27 protein-coding genes are annotated in these 24,242 nt (G+C 45.8%); 14 read left to right on the top strand and 13 right to left on the bottom strand.

Translation table 11 applies throughout. From position 1 onward, the window contains the following. Positions 1-3: 3 nt before the first annotated feature. Positions 4-1,809 carry a DNA helicase RecQ gene (gene recQ, locus AAGC78_RS13465; RefSeq protein WP_435784609.1) on the bottom strand — a complete coding sequence of 602 codons (1,806 nt, stop codon included), beginning with the start codon at positions 1,807-1,809 and terminating at the stop codon, positions 4-6. A gap of 320 nt (positions 1,810-2,129) precedes the next feature. On the opposite strand from recQ, the gene AAGC78_RS13460 reads away from it, so the two are divergent. From AAGC78_RS13460 to AAGC78_RS13450, 3 genes are all read left to right on the top strand, one after another. After that, a complete protein-coding gene (locus AAGC78_RS13460; RefSeq protein ID WP_435784608.1) occupies positions 2,130-2,480 on the top strand; it encodes an ArsR/SmtB family transcription factor in 351 nt (116 codons plus the stop codon). Positions 2,481-2,548: 68 nt separating this feature from the next. Further along, positions 2,549-3,085 (top strand): SRPBCC family protein, encoded by a 537-nt coding sequence (locus AAGC78_RS13455; RefSeq protein ID WP_435784607.1) that lies wholly within the window; start codon positions 2,549-2,551, stop codon positions 3,083-3,085. A gap of 140 nt (positions 3,086-3,225) precedes the next feature. Next, positions 3,226-3,660: a YybH family protein gene (locus AAGC78_RS13450; RefSeq protein WP_435784606.1), complete on the top strand. Its 435-nt coding sequence runs from the start codon at positions 3,226-3,228 to the stop codon at positions 3,658-3,660. A 59-nt stretch (positions 3,661-3,719) separates the two neighbouring features. Here AAGC78_RS13450 and AAGC78_RS13445 read toward each other — a convergent pair whose 3' ends face one another. Both AAGC78_RS13445 and AAGC78_RS13440 read right to left on the bottom strand, forming a co-directional pair. Next, positions 3,720-5,174, bottom strand: coding sequence for a CotH kinase family protein (locus tag AAGC78_RS13445; RefSeq protein WP_435784605.1), 1,455 nt, complete (start codon positions 5,172-5,174; stop codon positions 3,720-3,722). 76 nt (positions 5,175-5,250) lie between these two features. Further along, the gene (locus AAGC78_RS13440; protein WP_435784604.1) at positions 5,251-5,412 is read right to left on the bottom strand and encodes a hypothetical protein; all 162 of its coding nucleotides are present in this window, start codon (positions 5,410-5,412) and stop codon (positions 5,251-5,253) included. Positions 5,413-5,776: 364 nt separating this feature from the next. Here AAGC78_RS13440 and AAGC78_RS13435 point away from each other — a divergent pair, with 364 nt between their 5' ends. Together AAGC78_RS13435 and AAGC78_RS13430 are read left to right on the top strand one after the other, a co-directional pair. After that, the gene (locus AAGC78_RS13435; RefSeq protein WP_435784603.1) at positions 5,777-6,253 is read left to right on the top strand and encodes an Rrf2 family transcriptional regulator; all 477 of its coding nucleotides are present in this window, start codon (positions 5,777-5,779) and stop codon (positions 6,251-6,253) included. A gap of 4 nt (positions 6,254-6,257) precedes the next feature. After that, a complete protein-coding gene (locus AAGC78_RS13430; RefSeq protein WP_435784602.1) occupies positions 6,258-7,166 on the top strand; it encodes an NAD(P)/FAD-dependent oxidoreductase in 909 nt (302 codons plus the stop codon). Between the two features lie 84 nt (positions 7,167-7,250). On the opposite strand, the gene AAGC78_RS13425 is transcribed toward AAGC78_RS13430, so the two are convergent. From AAGC78_RS13425 to AAGC78_RS13415, 3 genes are all read right to left on the bottom strand, one after another. After that, complete coding sequence (locus tag AAGC78_RS13425) at positions 7,251-7,484, bottom strand: helix-turn-helix domain-containing protein (protein ID WP_435784601.1); 234 nt, start codon at positions 7,482-7,484, stop codon at positions 7,251-7,253. A 32-nt stretch (positions 7,485-7,516) separates the two neighbouring features. Next, positions 7,517-8,056: a DUF2975 domain-containing protein gene (locus AAGC78_RS13420; protein WP_435784600.1), complete on the bottom strand. Its 540-nt coding sequence runs from the start codon at positions 8,054-8,056 to the stop codon at positions 7,517-7,519. A gap of 167 nt (positions 8,057-8,223) precedes the next feature. Continuing rightward, a complete protein-coding gene (locus AAGC78_RS13415; protein ID WP_435784599.1) occupies positions 8,224-8,430 on the bottom strand; it encodes a hypothetical protein in 207 nt (68 codons plus the stop codon). Positions 8,431-8,525: 95 nt separating this feature from the next. On the opposite strand from AAGC78_RS13415, the gene AAGC78_RS13410 reads away from it, so the two are divergent. From AAGC78_RS13410 to AAGC78_RS13400, 3 genes are read left to right on the top strand one after another with little or no spacing between them, the layout of a single operon-like run. Further along, positions 8,526-8,756, top strand: coding sequence for a helix-turn-helix domain-containing protein (locus AAGC78_RS13410; RefSeq protein WP_435784598.1), 231 nt, complete (start codon positions 8,526-8,528; stop codon positions 8,754-8,756). Then, on the top strand, positions 8,749-10,743 hold the full coding sequence (locus AAGC78_RS13405; RefSeq protein WP_435784597.1) for a DUF2075 domain-containing protein: 1,995 nt from the start codon (positions 8,749-8,751) through the stop codon (positions 10,741-10,743). The genes AAGC78_RS13410 and AAGC78_RS13405 overlap by 8 nt, the downstream gene beginning before the upstream one ends. A gap of 47 nt (positions 10,744-10,790) precedes the next feature. After that, positions 10,791-11,570 (top strand): nucleotidyltransferase domain-containing protein, encoded by a 780-nt coding sequence (locus AAGC78_RS13400; RefSeq protein ID WP_435784596.1) that lies wholly within the window; start codon positions 10,791-10,793, stop codon positions 11,568-11,570. 131 nt (positions 11,571-11,701) lie between these two features. Here the strand turns inward: AAGC78_RS13400 and AAGC78_RS13395 are convergent, their stop codons facing one another. Together AAGC78_RS13395 and AAGC78_RS13390 are read right to left on the bottom strand one after the other, a co-directional pair. After that, positions 11,702-12,820 carry an L-dopachrome tautomerase-related protein gene (locus AAGC78_RS13395; protein WP_435784595.1) on the bottom strand — a complete coding sequence of 373 codons (1,119 nt, stop codon included), beginning with the start codon at positions 12,818-12,820 and terminating at the stop codon, positions 11,702-11,704. Between the two features lie 210 nt (positions 12,821-13,030). After that, positions 13,031-13,681, bottom strand: a complete 651-nt coding sequence (locus tag AAGC78_RS13390; protein WP_435784594.1) for a helix-turn-helix transcriptional regulator — start codon at positions 13,679-13,681, stop codon at positions 13,031-13,033. 507 nt (positions 13,682-14,188) lie between these two features. Between AAGC78_RS13390 and AAGC78_RS13385 the strand changes: the two genes are divergently transcribed. Next, positions 14,189-14,686, top strand: a complete 498-nt coding sequence (locus tag AAGC78_RS13385; protein ID WP_435784593.1) for a hypothetical protein — start codon at positions 14,189-14,191, stop codon at positions 14,684-14,686. A gap of 74 nt (positions 14,687-14,760) precedes the next feature. Here AAGC78_RS13385 and AAGC78_RS13380 read toward each other — a convergent pair whose 3' ends face one another. After that, entirely contained in the window at positions 14,761-15,993 is a 1,233-nt protein-coding gene (locus AAGC78_RS13380) for an ATP-binding protein (protein ID WP_435784592.1), read from the bottom strand. Positions 15,994-16,156: 163 nt separating this feature from the next. Continuing rightward, positions 16,157-17,032 (bottom strand): LysR family transcriptional regulator, encoded by an 876-nt coding sequence (locus AAGC78_RS13375; RefSeq protein ID WP_435784591.1) that lies wholly within the window; start codon positions 17,030-17,032, stop codon positions 16,157-16,159. A 119-nt stretch (positions 17,033-17,151) separates the two neighbouring features. Here AAGC78_RS13375 and AAGC78_RS13370 point away from each other — a divergent pair, with 119 nt between their 5' ends. From AAGC78_RS13370 to AAGC78_RS13360, 3 genes are all read left to right on the top strand, one after another. Continuing rightward, entirely contained in the window at positions 17,152-17,979 is an 828-nt protein-coding gene (locus AAGC78_RS13370; RefSeq protein WP_435784590.1) for a Cof-type HAD-IIB family hydrolase, read from the top strand. 161 nt (positions 17,980-18,140) lie between these two features. After that, a complete protein-coding gene (locus tag AAGC78_RS13365) occupies positions 18,141-19,205 on the top strand; it encodes a DUF2157 domain-containing protein (RefSeq protein ID WP_435784589.1) in 1,065 nt (354 codons plus the stop codon). A 2-nt stretch (positions 19,206-19,207) separates the two neighbouring features. Next, positions 19,208-20,083, top strand: coding sequence for a DUF4824 family protein (locus AAGC78_RS13360; protein ID WP_435784588.1), 876 nt, complete (start codon positions 19,208-19,210; stop codon positions 20,081-20,083). 40 nt (positions 20,084-20,123) lie between these two features. Here the strand turns inward: AAGC78_RS13360 and AAGC78_RS13355 are convergent, their stop codons facing one another. The 3 genes from AAGC78_RS13355 to AAGC78_RS13345 are packed head-to-tail and all read right to left on the bottom strand — an operon-like array spanning position 20,124 to position 21,181. Then, positions 20,124-20,624 (bottom strand): methylated-DNA--[protein]-cysteine S-methyltransferase, encoded by a 501-nt coding sequence (locus AAGC78_RS13355; protein ID WP_435784587.1) that lies wholly within the window; start codon positions 20,622-20,624, stop codon positions 20,124-20,126. 34 nt (positions 20,625-20,658) lie between these two features. After that, on the bottom strand, positions 20,659-20,949 hold the full coding sequence (locus AAGC78_RS13350; protein ID WP_435784586.1) for a type II toxin-antitoxin system RelE/ParE family toxin: 291 nt from the start codon (positions 20,947-20,949) through the stop codon (positions 20,659-20,661). Further along, entirely contained in the window at positions 20,939-21,181 is a 243-nt protein-coding gene (locus AAGC78_RS13345) for a CopG family ribbon-helix-helix protein (protein ID WP_435784585.1), read from the bottom strand. Before AAGC78_RS13345 ends, AAGC78_RS13350 begins: the two co-directional genes overlap by 11 nt. 182 nt (positions 21,182-21,363) lie before the next feature. Between AAGC78_RS13345 and AAGC78_RS13340 the strand changes: the two genes are divergently transcribed. Both AAGC78_RS13340 and AAGC78_RS13335 read left to right on the top strand, forming a co-directional pair. Next, positions 21,364-23,469 carry a TonB-dependent receptor gene (locus tag AAGC78_RS13340; protein WP_435784584.1) on the top strand — a complete coding sequence of 702 codons (2,106 nt, stop codon included), beginning with the start codon at positions 21,364-21,366 and terminating at the stop codon, positions 23,467-23,469. An 81-nt stretch (positions 23,470-23,550) separates the two neighbouring features. Continuing rightward, positions 23,551-24,222 (top strand): RluA family pseudouridine synthase, encoded by a 672-nt coding sequence (locus AAGC78_RS13335; RefSeq protein WP_435784583.1) that lies wholly within the window; start codon positions 23,551-23,553, stop codon positions 24,220-24,222. Positions 24,223-24,242: the final 20 nt, after the last annotated feature.

The following is a 24,242-nucleotide window of genomic DNA, read 5'->3' as shown; positions in this document are numbered from 1 at the left end:
TCATTATTCTTGATACTCGGCTTCGCGGATCACCGCTAAAAATTCATCGCCGAAACGTTTTAGTTTGCTGTCGCCCACACCGGTAATACTGCGCAATTGCTCAGGTGTAAGCGGGCGGAACTCCAGCATCTCGCGCAGGGTAGCATCGTGGAAAATAACGTAAGGCGGCACGCCCTGTTCTTCTGCGAGGCGTTTGCGACAAGAGCGCAATGCATTCCATAAACCCTGATCTTCTGTCTCGATATTTTGGCCAAGGTTGGCGCGGCGCGGTGTATTGGCAGCGACTTTAAGTTCACGGCGCAAATTGATTTTTTCTTCGCCGCGCAAATAAGAACGGCAGGATTCATTTAATACCAAACCACCAAAACCATCGGTATTTACATCCAGCAATCCGCGTGCGACCAATTGGCGGAAAATCGATTTCCATCCATCTGCACTTAAACTTTTGCCGATGCCGTAAGTCGTTAACTTGTGATGATCAAACGACAATATTTTTTCATTGTTGCTGCCGCGCAACACATCGATAACATGACCGGCACCAAACCGCTGGCCAGTGCGATACACACAAGAGAGTGCCATTTGTACCGCTTCAGTTGCGTCCCAGGTTTGCGGCGGGGTGATGCAGCAATCGCAATTGCCGCAGGCTTGTGCGAGCGTATCACCAAAATAGCGCAGCAAACTCTGGCGGCGGCAACTGGTAATTTCGCACAAGCCCAGCATCGCATTTAAGCGCTGCTGTTCATTGCGTTTAAATTCTTCACTGCCTTCACTCTGCGCCATCATCTGGCGCAGCTTCACCACATCTTCCAAACCGTAAAGCAATAATGTCGTCGCAGGTTCACCATCGCGACCTGCGCGGCCGGTTTCCTGATAATAGGCTTCAATACTTTTGGGCAAATCCAAATGCGCAACAAAACGCACATCGGGTTTATCAATTCCCATTCCGAACGCGATAGTCGCCACCATAATGATGTTGTCTTCGCGCAAAAACCGCTCCTGGTTTTTCTGCCGCACATTTGCCGGCAAACCAGCGTGATAGGGTAGTGCGGTAAAATTTTCGCTGCTTAGCCACTCGGCAATTTGCTCCACTTTGTTGCGCGACAGGCAATACACAATGCCGGAATTGCCTGCTTGCTCTTCACGCAAAAAACGCATCAGCTGGATTTTGGGATTGTTCTTTTGCGCGATGCGGTACTGGATATTCGGGCGATCAAAGCCATTGATAAATTGCTGCGCATTTTCCAGTTGCAAGCGCGCGATAATTTCATCGCGCGTGCGCACATCAGCAGTCGCCGTTAATGCAATGCGCGGCACCTGCGGAAATTCGCGCTGCAACAATTCCAGCTTTAAATAATCGGAACGGAAATCGTGACCCCATTGCGATACGCAGTGGGCTTCATCAATCGCAAACAAAGAAATTTTTACGCGATGAAACAATTCCAGCGTGCGCTGTTGGATCAAACGCTCGGGCGCGACGTAGAGTAAATCAAACTCGCCGCGCTCCAGCGCCAACTCGGTTTGCCACATCTCCTGCGCACTGAGCGATGAATTTAAAAATCCGGCGCGCACACCCAATTCCCGTAGCGCGCTGACTTGATCCTGCATCAACGCGATCAACGGCGATACCACAATGCCCACACCCTCACGCACCAGCGCCGGAATTTGGTAGCACAGGGATTTACCACCACCGGTCGGCATAAGCACCAGCACATCGTCACCGGCAACTAACGCATCAATCACCGCCGCCTGCGGGCCGCGAAATTCGTGGTAGCCGAATACCGTATTGAGGATAGAAAGGGGGGTTTTCATCAAAGACGCAATCCTTTTGCTCTTAATTTCACCAAAGTTGAAATACCAGTAATCTGCATTGCTGACCTTTAAGTTGATCCAGACGCCAATTCTGCCAGATACTTTGATCGCGAACCTGCTTCTTTACGCAGGTTTTAACTCAGGGCATCACATGCGCGCTAGCTATGGTTTTTTATGCCAGAAAAGATGCATACATTCATCAAAAAGCGATTTTTAGGCAAAATGATGAATATAGCCATCATTACTTGGATCTCAACACTCCTGCATTACATTCAGCCAAACGGTTGACAATAAATCATTCCAGAGGAATACTTAACCATATGGTAAACAATCAAAGCGAACAATTGAATGCTGTCTTCCATGCACTGGCAGACCCTACAAGGCGGGCGATGATCGCGCGTCTGGCGCAGTCGCCCTGCGGAATCAGTGAACTGGCGGCGCCATTTGAGATGACACTGGCAGCAGTTTCCAAACACATCAAAGTCTTGGAGGGTGCTGGGCTGGTGGTGCGCAATATCCAGGGGCGCAACCATACCTGTCAGTTGGATAGCCTCCCCATGCAGGGTGGCATTGAATGGCTGCGCCACTACGAACAATTCTGGAATCAACAGTTGGATGCACTGACGGCTGCGCTACTGGCAGATGATCAGGCGCAGGCCAAGCAGGACTAAACCGGGTCAGCCATTACCAGCAGACCCTTCGATTTCCCGACCAAGGCCACTGGCCAAAGGAGTTTGCGATGAATGACTATGGTGTTTTAACCGCGCCCGATACCCTGCGCCTGGAGCGTATCCTGCCCGGCCCGATTGAGCGAGTCTGGCAATACCTGACCAATTCCGATAAACGCGCCACTTGGCTGGCGGCGGGCAATGTCGAGCAACAGGTCGGCGGCAAGGTGGATCACACCTTCCGTAATTCCCAGCTAAGCCCGGAAAACGATATTCCACCCCCCAAATATTCTGACTGCGCGGGCGATGTATCTATGCTGGGCAAAGTCACCGCGTGCGAGCCACTGCGCTTGCTGAGCTACATCTGGAATGCCGGATCGGACGCGGAATCCGAAGTGAGTTTTGAGCTGGAGCAACAGCAAGATAGGGTAAAGCTCATCGTCACCCATCGCCGCCTTAATAATGCCGCAGAACGCCTCAGCGTCGCCGGTGGCTGGCATACGCACCTCAATATTTTGCGCGATATCCTGCAGGGCAAAACTCCGCAAGGATTCTGGCGCGTGCATACGCAATTGGAAAAGGATTATGCGGAGCGCCTGGCAGGCTAGGATTTCGCCCGGGCAAAGGACTGCCTTCCAACAAAGATCACATACGATTTACCAACCAGATCTCATTCCGAGGCTTCCGCCTGAACACTCGCTCCGCCCTTAGGGTCGAAGTTATGTGTTTAGCAACGAAGGAAGTCTTTATGAGTTCTACGATTGATAAATCTGCAATTGAAACCATTCTCCAACACATTGCCCAGGCCCATGCGGACAAAGATGCCGCCAAGCTGGCGGCCCTCTACAAGCCCGCAACCCGATTGTTTGATCTGGCACCACCGCTCTCGCGCACCGGCATGAATGTCGGTGATATCTCCGCCTGGTTTGATACTTGGGAAGGCCCAATCAACCTTGAGTATCAGGACGTAAATACCGAACTCTCGGGTAACTTGGCGATTACCACCGCGCTCCTGCATATGTCCGGTAAAAAGAAGGAGGGCGAGGAAGTGGATCTCTGGTTCCGCGCCACCACTTGCCTGAAGCAGTACAACGGCCGCTGGCTGATCATCCATGAACACACCTCAGTCCCTTTCTATATGGATGGCAGCGAGCGCGCTGCACTGGATCTGCAACCCGAATAGCCATCTCGTAACATTAAAAGTTTCATCTAATTATTTTAATTGACGGGTTCGATCGGAGCTCACTGACTTAATTGTGCATCCATCCACTGACTGCGCTCGCGCTGCCAGCGAATCATTTCTTTTACCTCAAGCTCATAACTACCCAATACAACACGGGTATAAAATGCTTCCCAATAAAAAATATTCCATACATCAAAGTTGCGCGCTTGAGCCTTACCTAACCACAATGCACGGGCTTCAGCATATTCGAACATTTCCTCCAGTTGGCCCTGTACTTTTAAGGTTTGCCAACGCGCTTTCACTTTTGCCTCAAATGCGGGATCTTGTAACAGACGATTAAACCAAGGAGCGTTGCGAATGTGCCAACCCGAAGTTTTCTCTACACCAGCATTAACCCCCGCATTGCCCAACGCCCAATCGAAATCCCAGATGGGACCAAAAAACACTTTGCCATTGCGCTTTTTATAAATGTAAAAACTGGTAATAGCACCATCAACATTTTTAAACAATTCATTTAACAGGTAATAATTTATGGCAGAATCCACATCAATGTAGGCAGCATAGCCTGTGGTGGGATCGGTAAAGTTAGCGCTAAACAACGCGCTCTCCATCTTTATCAAGTAACTCTGAATATATTCACGCTGTGCCGACCAAGCAGTATCTAATAATGTTTCCGGTGTATCTACACAGATGGGGCTCATGCCTTCTTGGGAATCGACACAAAACGTTTTTTCACGATCCGTGTTGACGCCATTGTTACAGAAGGGTTTCCAACTACCGGGGCCGTTACAAAAATCCTTGTCCATGCGGAAATCCAGCTCCATTAAATAGCCACCAGTAATTTTTTCCGCTTCGGTATCATCCACTTTCAGCTCGGGAATATTTACCCTGTCCTTGGCGATACGAATCTGTTCTGTTAATTGATACACGCCTTGGTAAACACCATTCAAGGTCAACTCAACATGTTGATTGCGCGGTACGTACTCCATACCGAGTGTGCGCCCAAAACGCAGCGCTATATCATTGCGTATAAGAGTTTTATCCGCATAATTCGCCAGTAACACCCAATGCTTACTAGCGGGCATACCCAACAGTTCGGTAGCTTGGTTTAACTTTAAACGAAAGGGCTTCTTATCCCATTCCCAAGTTGCATTACCACGCCCGCGAATCTCCAACGCACCATCAACCTGCTCTACACCATCGCCGGTTAAAGCAAAAGTACCTTTAAGGTAAGTCTCTTTGGACAGGATGGGAGCACTATCGTTAGTCGAGATATTTAAGACAGGTAAAGATTCAGCAATACCCGTGGGGAAATCAGCTGGGCGACTTGATGTCGAGCTTGAGCTAAAAGACTTAACACCTGAGGAAAGCGAACTAGACGATAGGATACTAACGACTGATGAAGTAGTTGCTGAACGTGGTACAGAAGGATCCGTAGTGCTCGAATTTCCTCCACCGCAGCCTTGCAGCAAAATCCCAATAAAAATAATACCGAACCGAATCATCACTGACATAAACATCCTGATTAGTAATTGTTAATTAATTCTATGCTAAGTGATTCCAGGCCTGCTTTTGCAAAAACATCCCACACTAATTAAAAAGCCCCGACGATAAATACCTATCACCGCAGCCATAAATAATCGCCACTATAACGACGCTTTTCACTTTCTCGCTCAAACGCATGGCCGCAGCAACAGATCCACTCGATGAAAATCCGCAAAATATACCATCTTTACGGGTAAGCTCACGCATAACGCGCTCAACTTCCTGTTGAAACATTCCAACAATTTCGTCTACACGGTCCTGTCGTAAATTTTGCGGGGAGGCAAGCTTCCGGCCAACAGCAAATCCTGAATACCTGCACCTTCATCCGGTTGAAGACCGATAATCTTAATTTCAGCATTTTTTTCTTTGAAGTTTTATATCGCAACGCAATTCAGCCTGCTGGATCATCGACATAGCGGGGCAATCTTTAACCGAGCGCGCCGCGCTGGATCTGCAACCCGAATAGCTATCTCGTAACATTAAAAGTTGCATAACTTAAATTCATAGCGTATCTTTTTACGTAACAAATATAGTTACATTAAAAATACAGTTACGTGAAAAGATACTGCTTATGAAACGCGATTCCCGCTTATCCGGCGTGCTCCATGTCCTCCTGCATATGGCCGAAGTCGATGCGCCCATGACTTCAGAAGCTTTAGCCAACATGATGAAAACCAATCCGGTGGTGATCCGTCGCGTGCTCGCCGGTTTGCGCGAGCATGGACTCGTCTGCTCGGCTAAAGGTCACGGCGGCGGCTGGCAAATTTGCCGCGCGCTCGACACCATCAGCCTGCACGATATATACCGCGCATTGGATGAACCCACCTTGCTCGCCATGGGCAATCGCACCGAATCGCCCGGCTGTTTAGTAGAAGCGGCGGTGAACAACGCGCTCAACCAGGCATTTCACGATGCCGAAGCCTTATTACTCGAACGCTTCCGCACAGTAACGCTCGCGCAACTCAGCGCCGATTTCCATCAACGCAAAATCGCGCATGGATTTTCCGGCCACCACGAACATTCCATTTTTCCTGAACAAGAAGGGTGAGTTTATGCAAACAACCTACGATGTCATTGTGATTGGCGGCAGCTATGCCGGTATGGCGGGCGCACTGCAATTAGCGCGCGGGCGGCGCAGTGTATTGGTGATAGACGCGGGCATTCGCCGCAATCGTTTCGCGTCACATTCACACGGTGTGCTGGGGCAAGATGGAAAACCGCCAGCGCATATCGCTGAAGAAGCAAAAGCGCAATTACTGAAATATCCCACCGTCACCTGGATTCAAGGCAGTGTTGAATCGGCAGAAAAAATCGGCGACGTATTTACCGTGATCACTACCGACAACAAAACCCTGAGCGCAAAACGCTTGATCCTCGCCACCGGCATAAGCGATCACCTGCCCGCCATTTCCGGTTTGCAAGATCGCTGGGGCAAAACCGTTTTCCACTGTCCTTATTGCCACGGCTACGAATTAAACCAGGGCAATCTCGGCGTACTCGCTACCAGCGAAGCATCGCTGCATCAAGCGCTGTTAATTCCCGATTGGGGCCCGACAACTTTATTCACCAACAATTGTTTTACGCCCGACGAACTCCAGCTAAAACAATTAGCTGCGCGCAATGTAAAAATAGAAACGGAAAAAGTGAGTGAAATTGCTGGCGAGCAATCCGTTATCGTAAAACTCGCCAACGGGCGCCTGGTCGAACTCGCAGGGCTTTTTGTTGCATCACTCACCAAACCTGCCAGCCCACTCGCGCAGGATTTAGGCTGCGAACTCGCCGAAAGCCCGGTGGGTTTTTATGTGAAGACCGACGAATTAAAACAAACCTCAATCCCCGGTGTATTCGCCTGCGGCGATTTGGGAAGACCAATGGGCAGTGTGACTTTCGCGATTGGCGATGGCGCACAAGCAGGCTTTGCCGCACACCGCTCGTTGATTTTTGATGGTCTGCCCGGTTAATACCGGGCAATTGAATTTGATAACGCAGAAATAAAAAAAGCCTGATCGGGGATCAGGCAAACATCTAACCCAATTTAATCAGGCTTATTCAGCCGTTTCATTTACCGTCGCAGATTCTTTGGTAAATGCAAGAATGTCTCCGGGCTGACATTCCAACACTTCGCAGATTTTTTCCAGCGTATCAAAACGAATCGCTTTTGCTTTACCAGTTTTGAGCACCGACAAATTCTGCGGGGTGATATCCACCAACTCCGCCAGCGTATTCAAACGCATTTTTCGCTGGGCGAGCACCACATCCAGATTCACAATAATAGGCATACAAATTCCTCTCGCTTATCAGGCAGCGAATCCTAAATAGTCAGCTCGGATTCTTCATTGAGATCGCACCCGATTTCGAGCGCCCACAACAATATGTACATCAAGCCGAAAAACATAAGCACCAGAATGAAATCCGCATTAATGGAAACGGTTGTCTGTGTACTTTGCGTCGCGACATAAATCCAGCTTGCTAACAAAGTAGATAAATACAACGCATAAATTACCAATCCGTTTAACAGCGCCTTACGCGCATGGTCGATAGCCTTTTTATTAAAAATATCGCCAGAAGAAAAATGCTGGATCAATTCACGAAAGTGATAAACCAATTTCAACGCAAGAAACATAAACGCCGATACAACAGCCACCAGCAAAACACGCTGCACAATACTCAGCTCCACATCGTCAATCTGAATCAGCCCTATCTTGAGCGTCGCTTTGTGACCAAACAGAAAAGCAACCGCCACCAACGGCCACATCACCCACAAGAAATAACGTATCCACGTCAGGCAAACATACAAATAGCGGCTGAACTGTTTAATCCGCGCAATCCGCTCATGCTGTTGAACATTCATCTCAAAACTCCTTGGTTATTTATGGTTAGTGACTAAATAATACCCATAAAACACCAATATGCAATATTTATTTATCGATAATCAATAAATAAATATTGCATATAATGAATTACATCTAATTTATTCGGACAACATGAATGAGGTTTGAGGGAGAAGTAACCTAACCTTTAGCTCCATTCGGATGCCTTCGTCAAACCGTATTTATCTGCATAGCTTTCAATAGCATCATCCACATCTAAGTCCCCAAACCTAGATAACCATTCATCTTCTGAGTAGCCAGTGTCTGCAAAAGTTATGGCGTAGAGCGATATTAAATATTCATTAATGCTTGTTAAATAATCCTCTCTAATCATCAATCTTTTATCACCATACATAGCATTGCTCCTAATTAATGTGACTCATAGTCCGTAGACCTATAAGTCACATTAATTACACCATAAGGCCTATTTTGTCCACTTGGAACTCATGCATGGATAGGTCAATTCTTAAAGCTTTTGGCAATCGCATAAAAGCAATTCGTTTAGAGCAAGGTATTAGTCAAGAACAACTCGGACAGTTGGCAGAACTCGATCGAACATATATCAGCGGGATTGAGCGCGGTTTACGCAATGTAAGCTTAATTAATATTGAGCGCCTTTCAGCAGCCCTCCATGTGGAGCCAGCAGAATTGTTGAAGTTTAGCGAGGCTGATTATGTCTAATCGTGCTTACTACTCAGCTACAATCAATGAATTTCTTGGCACATCCTCCAATGCAATTAGAGGTGAGATAGGTAAATACCATTCACAAGATGTTGTTCATCAGCAAACTAGTGCATGGGAATCTCAAATCGAGATATTGCAAACACAATTAAAAAATTTTCAGAATGGCTATATTTGTTTTGAATTGCTTATCCCAAGAATGGGAAAACGAGCTGATGCGGTTTTGATAATTGATGGAATTATTTTCGTCCTTGAATTTAAAGTTGGTGAGTCTCAGTACAAAACCGCTGACTTACGACAAGCTCAGGGATATGCACTCGATTTAAACTGTTTTCACGAAGCAAGTCATAATCGAGTGATTATTCCCATATTAGTTTCCACTAAAGGATTATCAATTGATTTTTCTCTGGATAAGAGAGTCGTAGGTGTAACAGATACCATCAAGGCTAATAGTGAAAACCTTGCCTTTATTATCAACTCTTGTTTGCTGATTTACACATCTCAAGAAAAATTGAATCCCTTCGATTGGCTTAAGTCTCAGTACAAACCAACACCAACAATTATTGAAGCAGCACAAGCTCTTTACAATAATCACGACGTGAAGGAAATCGCTCGTTCTGATGCAGATGCTGTAAATTTGGCAGAAACAGCGGATCGCCTAAATGATATTATCCATCAATCTCGCTTATTAAAGAAAAAAACTATCTGCTTTGTAACTGGTGTTCCTGGGGCAGGGAAAACTCTTGTAGGTCTACAGATAGCAACCACACACAACAATTCACAAGACGAAGAGCACGCAGTTTTTCTTTCAGGTAACGGACCATTAGTCGATGTTTTGCGTGAGGCTTTAGCCAAAGACAGAAGTAAGGCTAAAAACGCAACTAATAACAATAAACAGCAATCTATCTCAGATGCACGTCGTGAAACCGCAAGTTTCATTCAAAACATTCATCATTTTAGAGATGATGCGCTTAAAGATAAAACCCGACCACCTATCGAAAAGGTTGTTATTTTTGATGAGGCACAACGCGCATGGAATCAACAAAAAACCTCAAAATTTATGAGGGATAAGCGCAATCAAGATAACTTTCATCAATCAGAGCCAGAGTTTCTAATCAGTGTCATGGATCGCCATACAGATTGGTGCGTAATTATTGCGCTTATTGGCGGTGGACAAGAAATTAATGATGGCGAGGCAGGTCTAAATGGTTGGTTCTCAGCACTGAATAAAAGCTTCGATAAGTGGAATATTTATTATTCCGACAAACTGAAACAAAGAGAATACGCCGGAGGTGATGTTGATATTACATTACTGGAAAAGACTCGATCACACAGTGAAGTCTCTTTGCATCTGTCCACATCAATGCGGTCATTCCGCGCCGAAAAGCTTTCACACTTTGTTCATTATCTTATTCATAATAATGCAACAAGTGCAAAATTCGAATACCAGCAAATTGCAGATAAATACCCGATATATATAACTCGTGATTTATCTAAAGCGAAGGTATGGGTTAAAAGTAAAGTTAAAGGTTTCGAAAGTAGTGGATTAATTGCCTCATCGGGGGCGAAGCGATTAAAAGCAACAGGTATATTTGTTGATAACAAAATAGAGGCCGAAAAATGGTTTTTAAATGACCCTGATGATGTTCGTTCATCACATTTTTTGGAGGATGTCGCTACAGAATTTATTGTGCAAGGGCTAGAGTTAGATTGGAGCATAATCGCCTGGGACGCAGATTACCGGCACAACGGCAAATCGTTTGAACACTGGAACTTTAGGGGGGCTCGTTGGGAACAAATAAAACTTGATGATAAGCAGCGTTATCTTGAAAACACTTATCGTGTATTACTTACTCGCGCTCGCCAAGGCATGATAATTTATATTCCGTTAGGCAACATAAAAGACACCACACGATCTTCTGATTTTTATGATAATACATATCGATATCTGCAAGCGTGTGGATTGAACGAATTAAATTTCGTCTAGCTATAACGTTCACTGTCAATCTCAATTTGTTCTGGACAATAGATTTTATGATTCCAAATGACATACATAATGAAATCCTAAAACGTATTAAAGCCGCAGAAAAAGAACATAACGTTAAAGTTCTATTCGCAATTGAATCGGGCAGCCGCGCATGGGGGTTTGCATCACCGAACAGTGATTACGATGTGCGGTTTATTTATGTACATCCACGTGATTGGTATTTGACAATCGATGTGGAAGACAAACGTGATGTGATTGAATATCCGATTGTTGATGAAATTGATATTAATGGTTGGGATATTCGTAAAGCGCTAAAGCTATTGTGGAAATCCAATCCCGGTATTGTGGAGTGGCTTCAGTCGCCTATTGTATATGTGGATGATGGGATATTTGCATCTGCTGCACGATCATTATTGCCGACGATTTATTCACCCAAGAAGGGTATCTATCATTATCTCAGCATGGCAAAGACAAATTATCGCGGTCATCTCAAAGAAGATATTGTACCGATCAAAAAATATTTTTATGTATTGCGTCCACTACTGTCCATTATGTGGCTTGAGCAGAATCAAAAACCTGCTCCGATTGAATTTCATAAACTACGTGAAATGTTAACTGATCACGCCGAAGTGAATCATGAGATAGAGCTGCTTTTGGAGAGAAAAAAAAGAAGCCAAGAGAAGGAAATAGCTCCTGCTATTCCTTTATTAAATAAGTTTATTGAAGAAATACTTGCGCACTACGAAGAAGTACAATTTACAGAACCGGATAAAAGCCGAGACATATCACCTCTTAATCAATTGTTTCAGCAATTTTTAATTGTGTAATTACAGGATGAGTCGTCGCCCGCAGGGGGTGCAACGTAATGCGGGTTTGTTCTTTGCGGATTTAAACTGAGAGTAAAAGCACCCGTATTTCGCTAGGCTCCATACGGGCTACATTTTGATGTGGGTGGAAATTATTGCGGTAATTTCACTTTGAATATTGTGTAGGGATATTCGGTGTGGTCTTCGCCGTTGCTCCATTGTGGATCGCGTTGTAGTTGGGCGCAGGAGAAATATAAATAGCCGTCGCTACCGATGCCCAGGGAATCCGGCCAAAGTAGGCGGGAGTCTTGTGCTAGTGTGTGAAGTTTTCCGTCCGGTGAAAAATATTTGATGCTGTAATCAAGCGATGATGTGAGGTAGATGTTGCCTTTTTTATCCGCTTCCAAACCGTGAGTTACTGCGGTTTTTCCCAAGTCTTCCACTTTATTGCCCAGCTCTTTGTCTGATAGCGATGCATCTGCCAGATAGCGGGTTTCTATGCGGTATAAATTCAGTTTGTTGATTGGTTTGAAGTAAAAATATTTATTGTCTTTGGTTATTGCTATGCCGTTGATGTTGGAGCGGAATGGCGTGCCTTCTTTGTTGCGCATTTCTTTGCCGTCATAACTCAGCACGATATTGGGATCAGCTTGGGTGACGGGATGTTTCTTTAACAGGGTTCTGGTTTTACCCGAGGTTAAATCGAGCACCACAATTGCGCTTTGGCCTGGGTCGGATAAGTAGGCGAGATTTTTATCGGTATCGACGCGAACATCGTTTAAACCGGAGTTCACTTTGTCGAGGTCATCGAAGTGATAAACCCTTTCCACCTGATTGGTTTTAAGGTTGATCTTCAGCAGTTTGAAATAACCCTCCGGTTTTTGGTCAGCACTTTTTCCAAAAATGGAACCACCTGATGGTTTTGAATCCAGCACCCACAAATTATCTTTGGTATCAACGTAGAGATCCTGCACGCTGACAAAACGTTTGCTCTGGTCACCGGTGGTTTCATTCCATGCTGCATCGGGATACACCTTTTCCTTGCCATTAATGATTTCCACCAGACCATATTGGTAATTGGTTGGTCTGTTGGGGAAAGAAACAAAGAGGCGGTTATCGGAGGATACGCTGACACCAATCGCGCGCTTTTTTCCCAAATCGGCGACTGGAATTAATTTATCGCTGGTGTAGGTTGGAGGCTTGGGTGATTCAGCCTGGAGGCCAACGCTTGCAATCAATAACATCAGGCCGGCAATACATCGATTCAGCATTTATTTCTCCTTTGAAATATGTTGTGGCTTCGCTTGAGTAGCCCGTATGGACGCTAACGGAATACGGGGTTGCTCTTCACAATGTAAATCAAGATAAAAATACCCGTATTTCGCTAGGCTCCATACGGGCTACGCGCTGATTGAACAGGAGGAATATCCGCAGAGGTTAAATTTTTACCAAACTTATCCTTATGAACTCACAAGTGTTTTTTATTCAACATTATTTTTCGCATCTTCAATTGCTTGCACTAAATAATTGGGTTCATCGGTGCCGAGGCGAATAAATGATCCTCCTTTGAGTTCGATCTCCACACCCAATAAACCGGATACGTTGTAGATCCATCCGGTGCCGAAAGCGTGGATGCCGATTCCCATCCAGAGCGGGTTTTTAACTTTTTTGCACTGACCCACTTCTTCCAGCGGCAAACTTTTTTTGAACAAGCCGGGGCCAAAATACCAGTTGATCTCGCTTTCGTTTACCTCGATGGTCATTGAACTAAAAGTGATGGCGGCAAGAGTGAGCACACCGAAGAGTACGCCTATGCCAGCGGAGGGTAATGAAAATGACTCATTGATTATCAAAATGGTTGCAGCAATTACCGGCATCAACACCAAGGTAACCAAACCCCATTGTTTGTGTTTGTAGGATTGGAAGGCGCCGTCGCGCCAGAACAAGGTATCCGCCTCGACTTCAAATACGGCAGCCAATGCTTTGATCGATTCTTGCGAACCGCTACCGCGCGCTTCCAATCTTTGAATCGTGCGCAAGCCGAGGCCGCTGATTTCCGCCAATTGCTCTTGCGACCATAAACGGTCGGTGCGGTATTTTCTGATCAGTGATGATTTTGCTTTCATGTCCATCTTTCTTTACTCCAGGCTGATTGATGGAACTCAAACTACCTGAAGAGTTGCTAATTAAGTGACGCCGTCTACCCGCCAATCACCCGCCACCCCAGTAAATACGGGGGTTTTGCGATAATCCTACTAAGTAGCACGCGCGAATTGTAGCGGAATGCGGATTCACCTCCACAACAACTTTCATGTGACAAATATTACTTAGGCACCTCTGTTTTCATTTTTATTGCCCTCTACAAAAAGCCTCTACACTCACTACGACAATATAATGAGCAGGAAGGATTCCCTCTTTTTACCCCACCACCTACAGCGCTAGCGTATTCATTTCTCGCACTCTTTTTTACCGGAGTGGGAATGTCTGTTTTTTTATTTCTATTTCAACTTGCCGCTAACAGGAGTTGTTTGCCGGGTCATATCGGCATTGGCAGAAGAAATCTATTGCCGTGAACGCGATAGCAGGATGGCTATTGTGCATTCGCACCACAATAATTTTTTAATCCAACAGGAGTTTGTATGAATATGCTTAAAAAAATCAGCGCGACTTTTTTATTCGTTGTAATGGCCGCACTATCCTTCAATGCCAACGCTGCTACGGTTCCCTTGAGTTGTAATTGGCAATTGACCTATATCCACGGTGGCGCCTGGGGCGCGTATTACAATTATGTCTGTTACGACAATGGTGTATTGGCAGCGACCAAGGTGATCGGTGTGGATGCTTACGTGGGACAATGCACCGTGCAGCCACAAGCGGGTTATTCCTACAGCGGCTATGCCTGCGATCCAACCATTTTAAAAACCGTGCCGGACACTGAACCACCACAAGCCTGTGGCCCTAACGCCGGCCAACTTTATGGCGATGTGTACGTCAATAACAACCCTTATTCTACCGCCGATAACCGCGCCTTCCCGATCAACGAGGTAAATGCCTTCTGCGGTGCCTGCGGTTACAACAGCGGTGTACTTGGCTCCGGCGCCTGGTGGGCCTGGCTCAGGGTCACTTGTAAAAACTGATGCAAAGAAAACCCGGCTTGTGCCGGGTTTTTATAATTACCTTGAACATTTTTCTTATTACTTTATTTAAAATTTTATTCCCACAGCGCACTTATAGGTACTGCAAAACAATTTTTCTGCGCAAGAGGTAAGGTGTTATTACCTCCATATAACAAAATTCCACCCTGGAATTGTGCGCCTGCCTGAGCTGCAAGACGGTTAAGGCCTGCGCCATCTTTTGCTTGAACACTTGACGCTTTTTTAACTTCCACTCCCCATATTTTTTTGCTTTTTTCGATTACCAAATCAACTTCAACTTGATCCTTGTCTCGATAGTGGGAAAATCGTATATCGTCATCAAGCCAGGTTGCTTGGGTGATGAATTGTTGAACTACAAATGTTTCCAGCAAAGCACCAAAATCAGTACTGAAATTATTCCACTCGCTCGCTTGTAGATTACAAAAGGTCGCCGTAAGGCCTGAATCAACAAAATGAATTTTAGGCGTTTTGATCAGGCGATTACTGTCGTTTTTATGCCACGCCGGTAAACGATGAACCAAATACAAACGCTCAAGAATCGTAATGTACTTTTCTACCGTTTCACGCCGCATCTGCAATTCATTCGCCATATTACTAATATTGAGTAAATTGGCGGTGCGATAAGCAAGCACCTCAAACAGCTTGTGCATTTCTGTTTCATCGCGAATAGCAGCAATATCTTTAACATCTCGCTGGATAATCGCATTAATGTATTGACGATGCCATTGTCGGGCACGAGCAGGTGTACGTGTGATCGGCTCAGGAAAACCACCGCGACAAATAATATCGGCAATCCCCTGTATGGCTTGCTGCTCGCCTTGAATGGTAGCCGTTATGCCATTGGTAAGTAGCCGCTGCAAAAGTGTAGATTTAACGCCTTTTATCTCCTGCTCAGTCAATGGCAAAAGATTGAGCACCTCCATACGCCCAGCCAGAGATTCCTGAGCACCGGGCAGTAATAACAAATTAGCCGAACCTGTTAACAGGAATCTACCCGGCTTACGGTTGCTATCCACCGCGGCTTTGATAGCGGGCAACAACTCCGGAACACGCTGGACTTCGTCGAGTATCACGTATTCCGGTAAACCTTGAATAAAGCCCGATGGATCTTGCTTGGCGATGGACAGCAGGCTGCTATCGTCGAAATTAATATACGTGTGGGCGGGACAATATTGTCGGGCCAGGGTCGTTTTACCCACCTGACGTGGCCCTAGCAGACAAACTACGGGCGTATCGGCAAGCACTTCAGCTAGCTTTGTGGCTAACAGTCGCGGATATGGGTTAGTCATAACGATAATGATCAACAATTAAGGAGGAATAGGACAACTGCATACTACCGTCCAATTGCCTATTAAACAACCGTCTAATTGCCTATTATATTACCGTCTAATTGACTATTAACCTATCGTCTGATTGTTGGTTATCACCTAATGCCGGCATATATCAGACCAGTTAAATCTCCTTAAACACCTTGCGCAATAAAACCTCGTAACTCTGCAATTGCGCTGCATTGATTTTCGATAAGAAGAATTTTGAGGCGAGGGATGCGGTGTAGGTTGGCAACAACACATCCAGCTTTTTATCTTTTATATCTTCCCTCACCACAAACTCGGGCAGGAGTGCTATGCCTAAGCCTTCTTTGGCTGCTTCTTTCAATGCGATGGTGTTGCCGAGGATCATGCGGTCTTGTATGTGATCGAAGGTTAATTCGTGCTGGGCGAGCAATGCGTTCCAGGCGCGATGTTTGGCTTGCTCGCGGATCAAGATCGTATGTTTGTTAACGTCGTGGATATTTTTGGGAATACCGCAGCGTTTTTTGTAGACCTTGCTGACGACCAAACAAATTTTTGAAGTGTAGATAGGCTCCTGCTCGACAGTCGTGTGCGAGCGAATCGCCATGTCCCATTTGGATGTGGCCAGATCGACGTTGTCATCGCTGGTGTGCAGGTCGATGTGCAAACCGGGTGCGAGCAACTTTAATGCGGCCATGGCTTTGGGCATCAGGAGGCTGCCGAAATCCACCGGCGTGCTGATTTTTAATACGCCTTTGCCATCGCCGTGGTTTAACTGGTCCAGCACAATCCCCAGCCGCTTGGCGCAATAGCGATATTCGGTCATCAACAATTCACCGGAATTGGTGAGTTTGAGCTGCGCGCCCGATTGCCGCATCACCAACGTGCAATTGAGTTTTTCTTCCAAGGCTTTGATTTGGTAACTCATCGCCGCCTGGGTAATATTCATTTGCGCCGCCGCGCCGGTAAAACTGCCGGTTTCAGCCAACGCCGCCAGATAGGGAAGGTGGGCGATGATATGCGGGGTTAATTTCATAGAATGACTTTACAGACTTAAAACATCAGTTAATTTGATCTTTAAAATAGAAAAAATTAGTTTTATTTATGCTAGCACTCGTCCAATAATAAATCGAACCCGTTAACCGAGAATTACCCATGCTAGAAAATACCCTGTCAACTTCCACTCGTTACGATGTAAATACGTTTGTTTTTGATATGGATGGAACCTTGCTCAATGAGGCACATGCACTCGCCCCGCTGACGCTGCGTGCACTAGGTGAGTTGCGCGAACGCGGCGCTAATCTGGTAATCGCAACCGGACGACACTTCAACGATATCCGCAGCTATTTGAAACAACTTGGCGGCGGCATTGCGACAATCACCTGCAACGGTGCGAATATCCACAACGGCGATGGCGAATTGATTTATCGCGATGGCTTGCCCCAAGACGTTAACCAAGCCTTGATTCCACTCGCGGCTCAATTTGATGTGCACACCAATATGTACACAGATACCGAATGGTTGGTAACCGCGCCCTGCGAAGAATTATTGGAAGCCCATGAGCTGGATCATTTTGCCTATCGCCAGATTGATATGCAGGCAATGATAAATGCGCGCGCCTTAAAAATTTTGTTTTACGGTAAAAATGCTGAGCTGCAATCATTAAAAGCGCAAATAGAGCGCGACTATTCACTCGCGATAAACCTGACGTTTTCCGATCAATATTATTTAGAAGTGATGAACAACAATATTTCCAAAGGCTACTCGTTAAAAGTGTTGCTGGAAAAATTGTCATTGCCAGTCGAGCGAACCATGGCTTTTGGTGATGGTTTTAACGATGTGGAATTATTCCGCTCGGTTGCTCATCCGGTGTTGATGGAAAATAGCAGCTCATCACTAAAACAATTATTCCCACACGCTGCGCGTGCACAGCCAAATTACAACGATGGTGTCGCGCAGTTTTTATTGGATAATGTTTTGTAAGCCAGTAAAGCAATCCTCCTTCGTTCATATCTACTTAACGAAACAGATATTTCAGCAAATACCTGTTTCGTCCTCTCGTTCGTTTAGGTTAAATTCCAACCTTTGCAGGATATCCTTCGAAAGAAGCATTCGTTAACCATTAGCGGCAGAGGGAAGCACCATTGAGCAATCTCACTAAAACCCAAGCGCAAGCGCGTGCTGACCAAGTGCGGGCATTTCGTGCGGAGCAGGCGTTATTAACCTGGCAAGGGCTGTTGCATTTGCCGGATGAGACGGCAGCCAGTATCCGTTCATACCACGATGGTCTGCTGCGTGAATTGCAGCAGGCGCAAGATGTAGATTTGAATGAGGGATCGCGGCATTTATCGCTCGGCATGCAGATAGTTTCTTTTTTAGGGGCAGCAGCATTGGCGGCGAGTTTGTTTTTTCTCTTCTACCAATACTGGGGATATTTATCCACCTTCGCACAGGTTGCTATTTTAATTGCCGCTCCGCTACTCAGTTTGGCCGCAGCTCTCTGGGTAAGACGCTTTGACGCTTCCGGTTACTACGCCAAGCTCGCAGCCTTAATCTCGTTTGTAAGCTGGACACTCAATATTACGATGCTCGGCAGTATTTTTAATATCACACCATCGCCCAATGCCTTTGCAGTTTTTGCCCTCTACGGATTTTTGCTCGCGTATATGCTGCAAGCGCGCTTGTTGTTAGCGGCAGCGATGATTTGCAGTTTTATTTTTATCGGTGCCAAGTTCGGTACCTGGATGGGCAGCTACTGGATTCATGTAGGCGAAAATCCGGAACATTTTCTCTTGCCATCAATATTATTTTTTGCTTTGCCGCTATGGTTTAAGCATGAGCATTTTGATGGTTTCACAAATATTTACCAAATTCTCTCCGCAGTGGTTTTCTTTATCGCTTTACTGATTTTGTCTAACTGGGGATATGGGAGTTATTTACCTTGGTCAAAGTCATTTATTGAAGGTATTTACCAAACTCTCGGCTTTGCATGTAGCGGCTTGTTAGTGCTCTATGGGTTACGTACCCGCAATGCAAACTTAATGCTTGCGGGCAATATTTTCTTCGCATTATTTTTGTTTACCAAGTTTTTTGATTGGTGGTGGGACTGGATGCCGAAATATCTGTTCTTCCTGGTGATCGGCCTCACCGCTATTTTGGCGTTGATGGTCTTTAATCGCCTACGCAAAACCCAACAGGCAGGAAGCTAATCATGAAGACATCTCCACTGAATATCTCAACCAAAAAACTGGCTTGGCTCGCTGTTGCTTTTGTGCTGGTCGTGAATATCGTTATTCTGGGTAAGGTGTTTTTTAATCGCTCGGAAGTTATAACGACACTGCAATTGAGTGAACGGGAATTACAGTTTCCTTATAACTACGGTTTTAAGAAGGAAGATTCAAGCAAGCGTTTAAGCATACAATGGTCCGCACTTAACTCTAATCCAGTATCGCTCGATTACAACGAATTACGCTGGCACCTCGATAGAACTCTCGTGTTGAGTCCAGCACATTATTCCAGCTTTCAGTTTCCCTCTTGCGACAATGACAAGCGCCAACTCAATAAAAAAAGCGGTTGGGTATTATTAGAATTTAATGGCCAAAGCTACACAGATTACGTAACCAAAACAGAACAATACCACAGCTTGATACACAGCCAGGAGCCAACGTCCGATTCGGAACTGGCTAAAAAAGAGCTAAACGAAAAACGGGAAGAGGCGGATAAGCTGTTACAGGAGGCAAAAAACTCTATCACACGCCTTATTGCTATAGATGCAGCTGCAACACGCAGCGCATTAGAAAAAGTTATGCAAGCAAGAAATATTTCCGGAAAAACAAAATTATTGATTGTACCTACTGAGGTGGAAGTAAATTATAGATATTCGTGCAATCACGCCAAGAACAAAGAAAGAGATATTTTTATTAATGAGCTCTCAGTTTCATCTCTTTATCTTCCCAAACATTTTGCGCAAGAATTAACATTTAATAATGGAAAATCCACCTCACCTTTTATCGCCGTTGTTAATTACGGTCGTTTGTATGAGCCATGGATAGGTAGCCTGAAAACTTGCGAAAAGAATTGTGAATAACTCATCGTGAATTCCGTTATTACAATAACGGAATTCACTTCTACCATAACTCTGCTTGACGGGTGGGCGATTCCAATTGCAATAAAAATGCTTTGGCTTCCAACCCACCCGCAAAACCTGTCAATTTGCCTGACGAACCTATCACACGATGGCATGGAGCAATAATCGAGATAGGATTTTTCCCGTTAGCCGCTCCCACAGCGCGTACGGATTTTTCATTGTTGATTTGTTGCGCGATTTGCAAATAGCTGCGCGTTTCACCGTAAGGAATAGTCAGCAATGCTTGCCACACTTGCTGCTGGAATTCAGTGCCGTGAAAATCCAGCGGCAACTCAAATACTTTTCTCGTCCCATTAAAATATTCATTCAACTGCTGCGCAGTTTTTAGCAGCAACGGGAAGTCATCGCTGCGATCACCTTTATCGATCCCCACTCTTTTTGGATCTTCATTTTCCCACAACACTGCGGCCAAACCTTTATCGTTGGCAATCAAAGTTAATTGACCTACGGGCGAGGGAATAATGAGGTGGTAGTTCGACATATTTTTTAGCCGTTAACGTAAATACGTTGATTGATTACCAGCGTTTAGGTGGTTTTCTTGACGTGTGAAATATTCTCAAGATTTGAATTTGCTGGACTTCAATTTTTACTCGATAAGGAATGACATAACGCGTGTCGGGAACAACAAGTTCTCGTGTGCCGTGAATGCGGCCAGGATGACCGAGAGCAGGATTTTCACGTAATGAATTAACGGCTTCGTATATACGTTGTATTACTACTATTGCTGCTTGAGGATTATTTTTTGCAATGTAACTGGCTTCCTCGTCCAAGTTGTGAAGGGCTTTCTCCAGCCACTTAATTTGCATTTACACCCCACTTCTTAAACGTATCAGCTACCGCATCCTCAGAGGCAAACTCACCTCTATCAGCCTCTTCAATAGCTGCTTTAATTTCTTGCACCTGCCATTCGTTCAGCTCTACAAAATCGCGAATAGCTTCAGTAGCTAAAAAAGATTTTGAGCGATGCGTTGTATCTGCCAACTTTTCCAAGCGCAGCTTCAGATCATCATCCAAGCGGATAGTCATAGTCGTCGACATAACAAAACCTCTTTGTATTCGAATGTACACAAGATAACACAGACTATTAAATAAACAACCAGCCCCTAAACAGCACTTAAATGGCACATATCATTGGCATTATTGATAACCATTCTCATTATTGCTAAAATCCTCGCCCGTTTATCCCCTCCTTGCTTTAACTCCCGCTATAGGAAATCCGCATGTACCGTTTTACCCGTCCTGCCAGTCTGTTATTGACCTGCGGTGCGCTCTTGCCGAGCCTTGGTTTTGCTGCCGCGCCGATTGAAGAAGTGATTGTGAGTGCGAGCCGCACCGAGCGGCCGCTGAGCACGATTCCCAATACGGTGACTGTGATTAATCCGGCTGAGCTGGAGCAGCAATTATCAATTCAAGATGACCTTTCCACTGTGCTGGGCAATTTAATTCCCGGTTTCTCGCCCAGCCGTCAGAAGATGACCAACTCTGGTGAAACCCTGCGCGGACGCAAGCCGCTGTACATGATCGACGGCGTGCCGCAATCCAACCCACTGCGTGACGGTAGCCGTGAAGGCAATACCATTGATCCGGTGGTGATTGAGCGAGTGGAAGTGTTGCACGGCGCGAATGCAATTCACGGAATGGGCGCTTCGGGCGGTGTGATCAACTTGATCACACGCAAACCCTCCGATCAATTGGAACAAAGCATTCGTTTCAGCACTGGCTTTCAAACCGAAGATGTGGGCGAGAGTGCGGATTACGGTGTGAGTTACAGCGTGTCCAATCGTTTTAGCAGCAACGCCGATATTATCGCCAGCATCAGCTTGCGCGATAGCGGCGTCGCTTACGATGGCCGCGGCGATATTATCGGTGCCGATAATGCCCAAGGCGATACGATGGATTCGGAGTCCTGGAATGGTTTTGTGAAGGGTGGTTATGACTGGGATGACCAGCGCATCGAATTAATGGTGAACCACTATAAAGTGGAAAACAAAAATAATTGGATCGGTGTTCCGGGCGATGTATCCGAAGGTATTCCCAGCAGCTCGATAAAAGGTGAGATTACTGGAGAAGGTTCCAGCAATGACGTCACCGCAATCAGTCTCACTTACACCAATGAAGATTTCCTCGGCCACAAACTGCGCGTGCAGGGTTTCAGTCAGGATTTTGCCGGCACCTACGGTGCTGATATTGTGCCCTCGGCCACCTTTCAAGATCCGGCCTATGGCCCGAACCTGATCGACCAATCGCAAAACAATTCAGAAAAAGTCGGCGCAAAAATTACGCTGGTAAAAGATCAGCTCGCTGATTTACCCGTGAATCTTGTTTATGGTGTGGACGTATTGAAAGATGAAACCTGGCAGGAATTAATCCTGACCGGACGCGCCTGGGTGCCGCCAACCGAATACGAAAATATTGCGCCTTATGCGCAGGCTGAATTTACCGGTATCGATAAACTCACTGTGACCGGCGGCGTGCGCCATGAAAAATCGAAACTTAAAGTAGATGACTTTACTACCCTTGCATCCTACGGCAGCCGCTTTGTGGAAGGCGGTTCACCGGAGTTTTCGGAAACCCTGTATAACTTCGGCGGCACCTACCAAATCACCAGTGCCTGGCGCGCGTTTGCTAATTACGCCGAAGCCTTTTCTATGCCCGATGTTGGCCGTGTATTGCGCGCTATTAATATCCCCAACCAAAGCGTAGAAAGTTTTCTGGATTTAGAACCTATCCTCACCGAGAGCACCGAGTTTGGAGCGGAATTTAAAACTGCGGATATCACCGCCCAGTTGAGTTACTACACTTCGAATTCTGATTTAGGTGAGCGCTTGGTGCGCGGTGCCGATGGGATTTACTCAGTGTCGCGCGAAAAAACGGAAATCGACGGTATTGAATTCAGCACCTCATGGGCAGTAACTGATGTGGATTTACTCGGCCTGCGTTACGCTGAAGCAACCGGCCGTTACGATTCAAATAAAGATGGTCGCGTAGATTCCGATTTGGGCGGCACCAATATTTCACCGGATCGCGTGAATGTGAGTTGGGATCGCACCTGGGTTGAAGGTATAGACACTCGCTTGCAGGCAAATTATTTATTTGATCGCGATGTGCGCAATGCAACTGGTACAGTCACTAACAGTTTTAATGGCTATACCACTTACGATTTCAGTGCGAACATCGCGGCCTTTGATGGCAAAATCAGTTTTTCCGTACAAAACCTGACGGATGAGTTTTACTTCACTTACTTTTCGCAAAGTAACCCGAACGATATCCGCAATTTCACCGGTATCGGCCGTAGCTTTAATCTGAGTTACCAAAGAGTTTTTTAATAGCTAGTATTAAATGCGCTCGTTCGCCCCGGCTGCATTTACTTGCAGCCGGGGCGATTTATTTTGTTACACAGGAAAATAATGACCAGCAAACCCGATACCTTTATCGCACCTCCTTGTCGGGATGTAATTGACATCTTATTTCAGGATGAGCACCTGCTACTGATCAATAAACCCAGCGGCTTGTTGAGTTTGTCGGGTAAAAATCCGTTGAATAAAGATTCGGTACATTTTCGCTTGGTGCAGGATTTTCCGTCTGCCACGCTGGTGCATCGGCTTGATTTTGGCACATCGGGAATTATGGTGGTCGCACTAAATAAAACGGTGAATGGGCAGATTACCAAACAATTTCAAGCTGGCAGCATCAACAAAACCTACACTGCGATTCTGCATGGTCATCTGCAATGCGATAGCGGCATCATTGAGTTTCCGATTGCAAAAGATCCCGCTAATTTTCCGCTCCAAAAAATTTGTGCGGAGTCAGGTAAACCGGCAGTGACTCATTACACCGTTATTGAACGAACCAGTGCCCCGCCAACCACGCGGGTTTTATTTACACCAATTACTGGCCGAACCCATCAACTGCGTATTCACAGCCGGGAATTCGGCCATCCTATTTTAGGTTGCGACCTGTATAAAAATTCTGAGTCATTTTCACTTGCACCACGCTTGATGTTGCATGCAACTACAATCGAATTTGATCATCCGGTTACGGGTCAAAGAATTCAGGGGATAAGTCACTGTCCATTTTGACAGTTATAAAATAGCAAATA

The organism is Cellvibrio sp. (assembly GCF_039207905.1).
Taxonomy (GTDB): Bacteria; Pseudomonadota; Gammaproteobacteria; order Pseudomonadales; family Cellvibrionaceae; genus Cellvibrio.
This window is presented reverse-complemented; position numbering and strand designations above follow the sequence as displayed.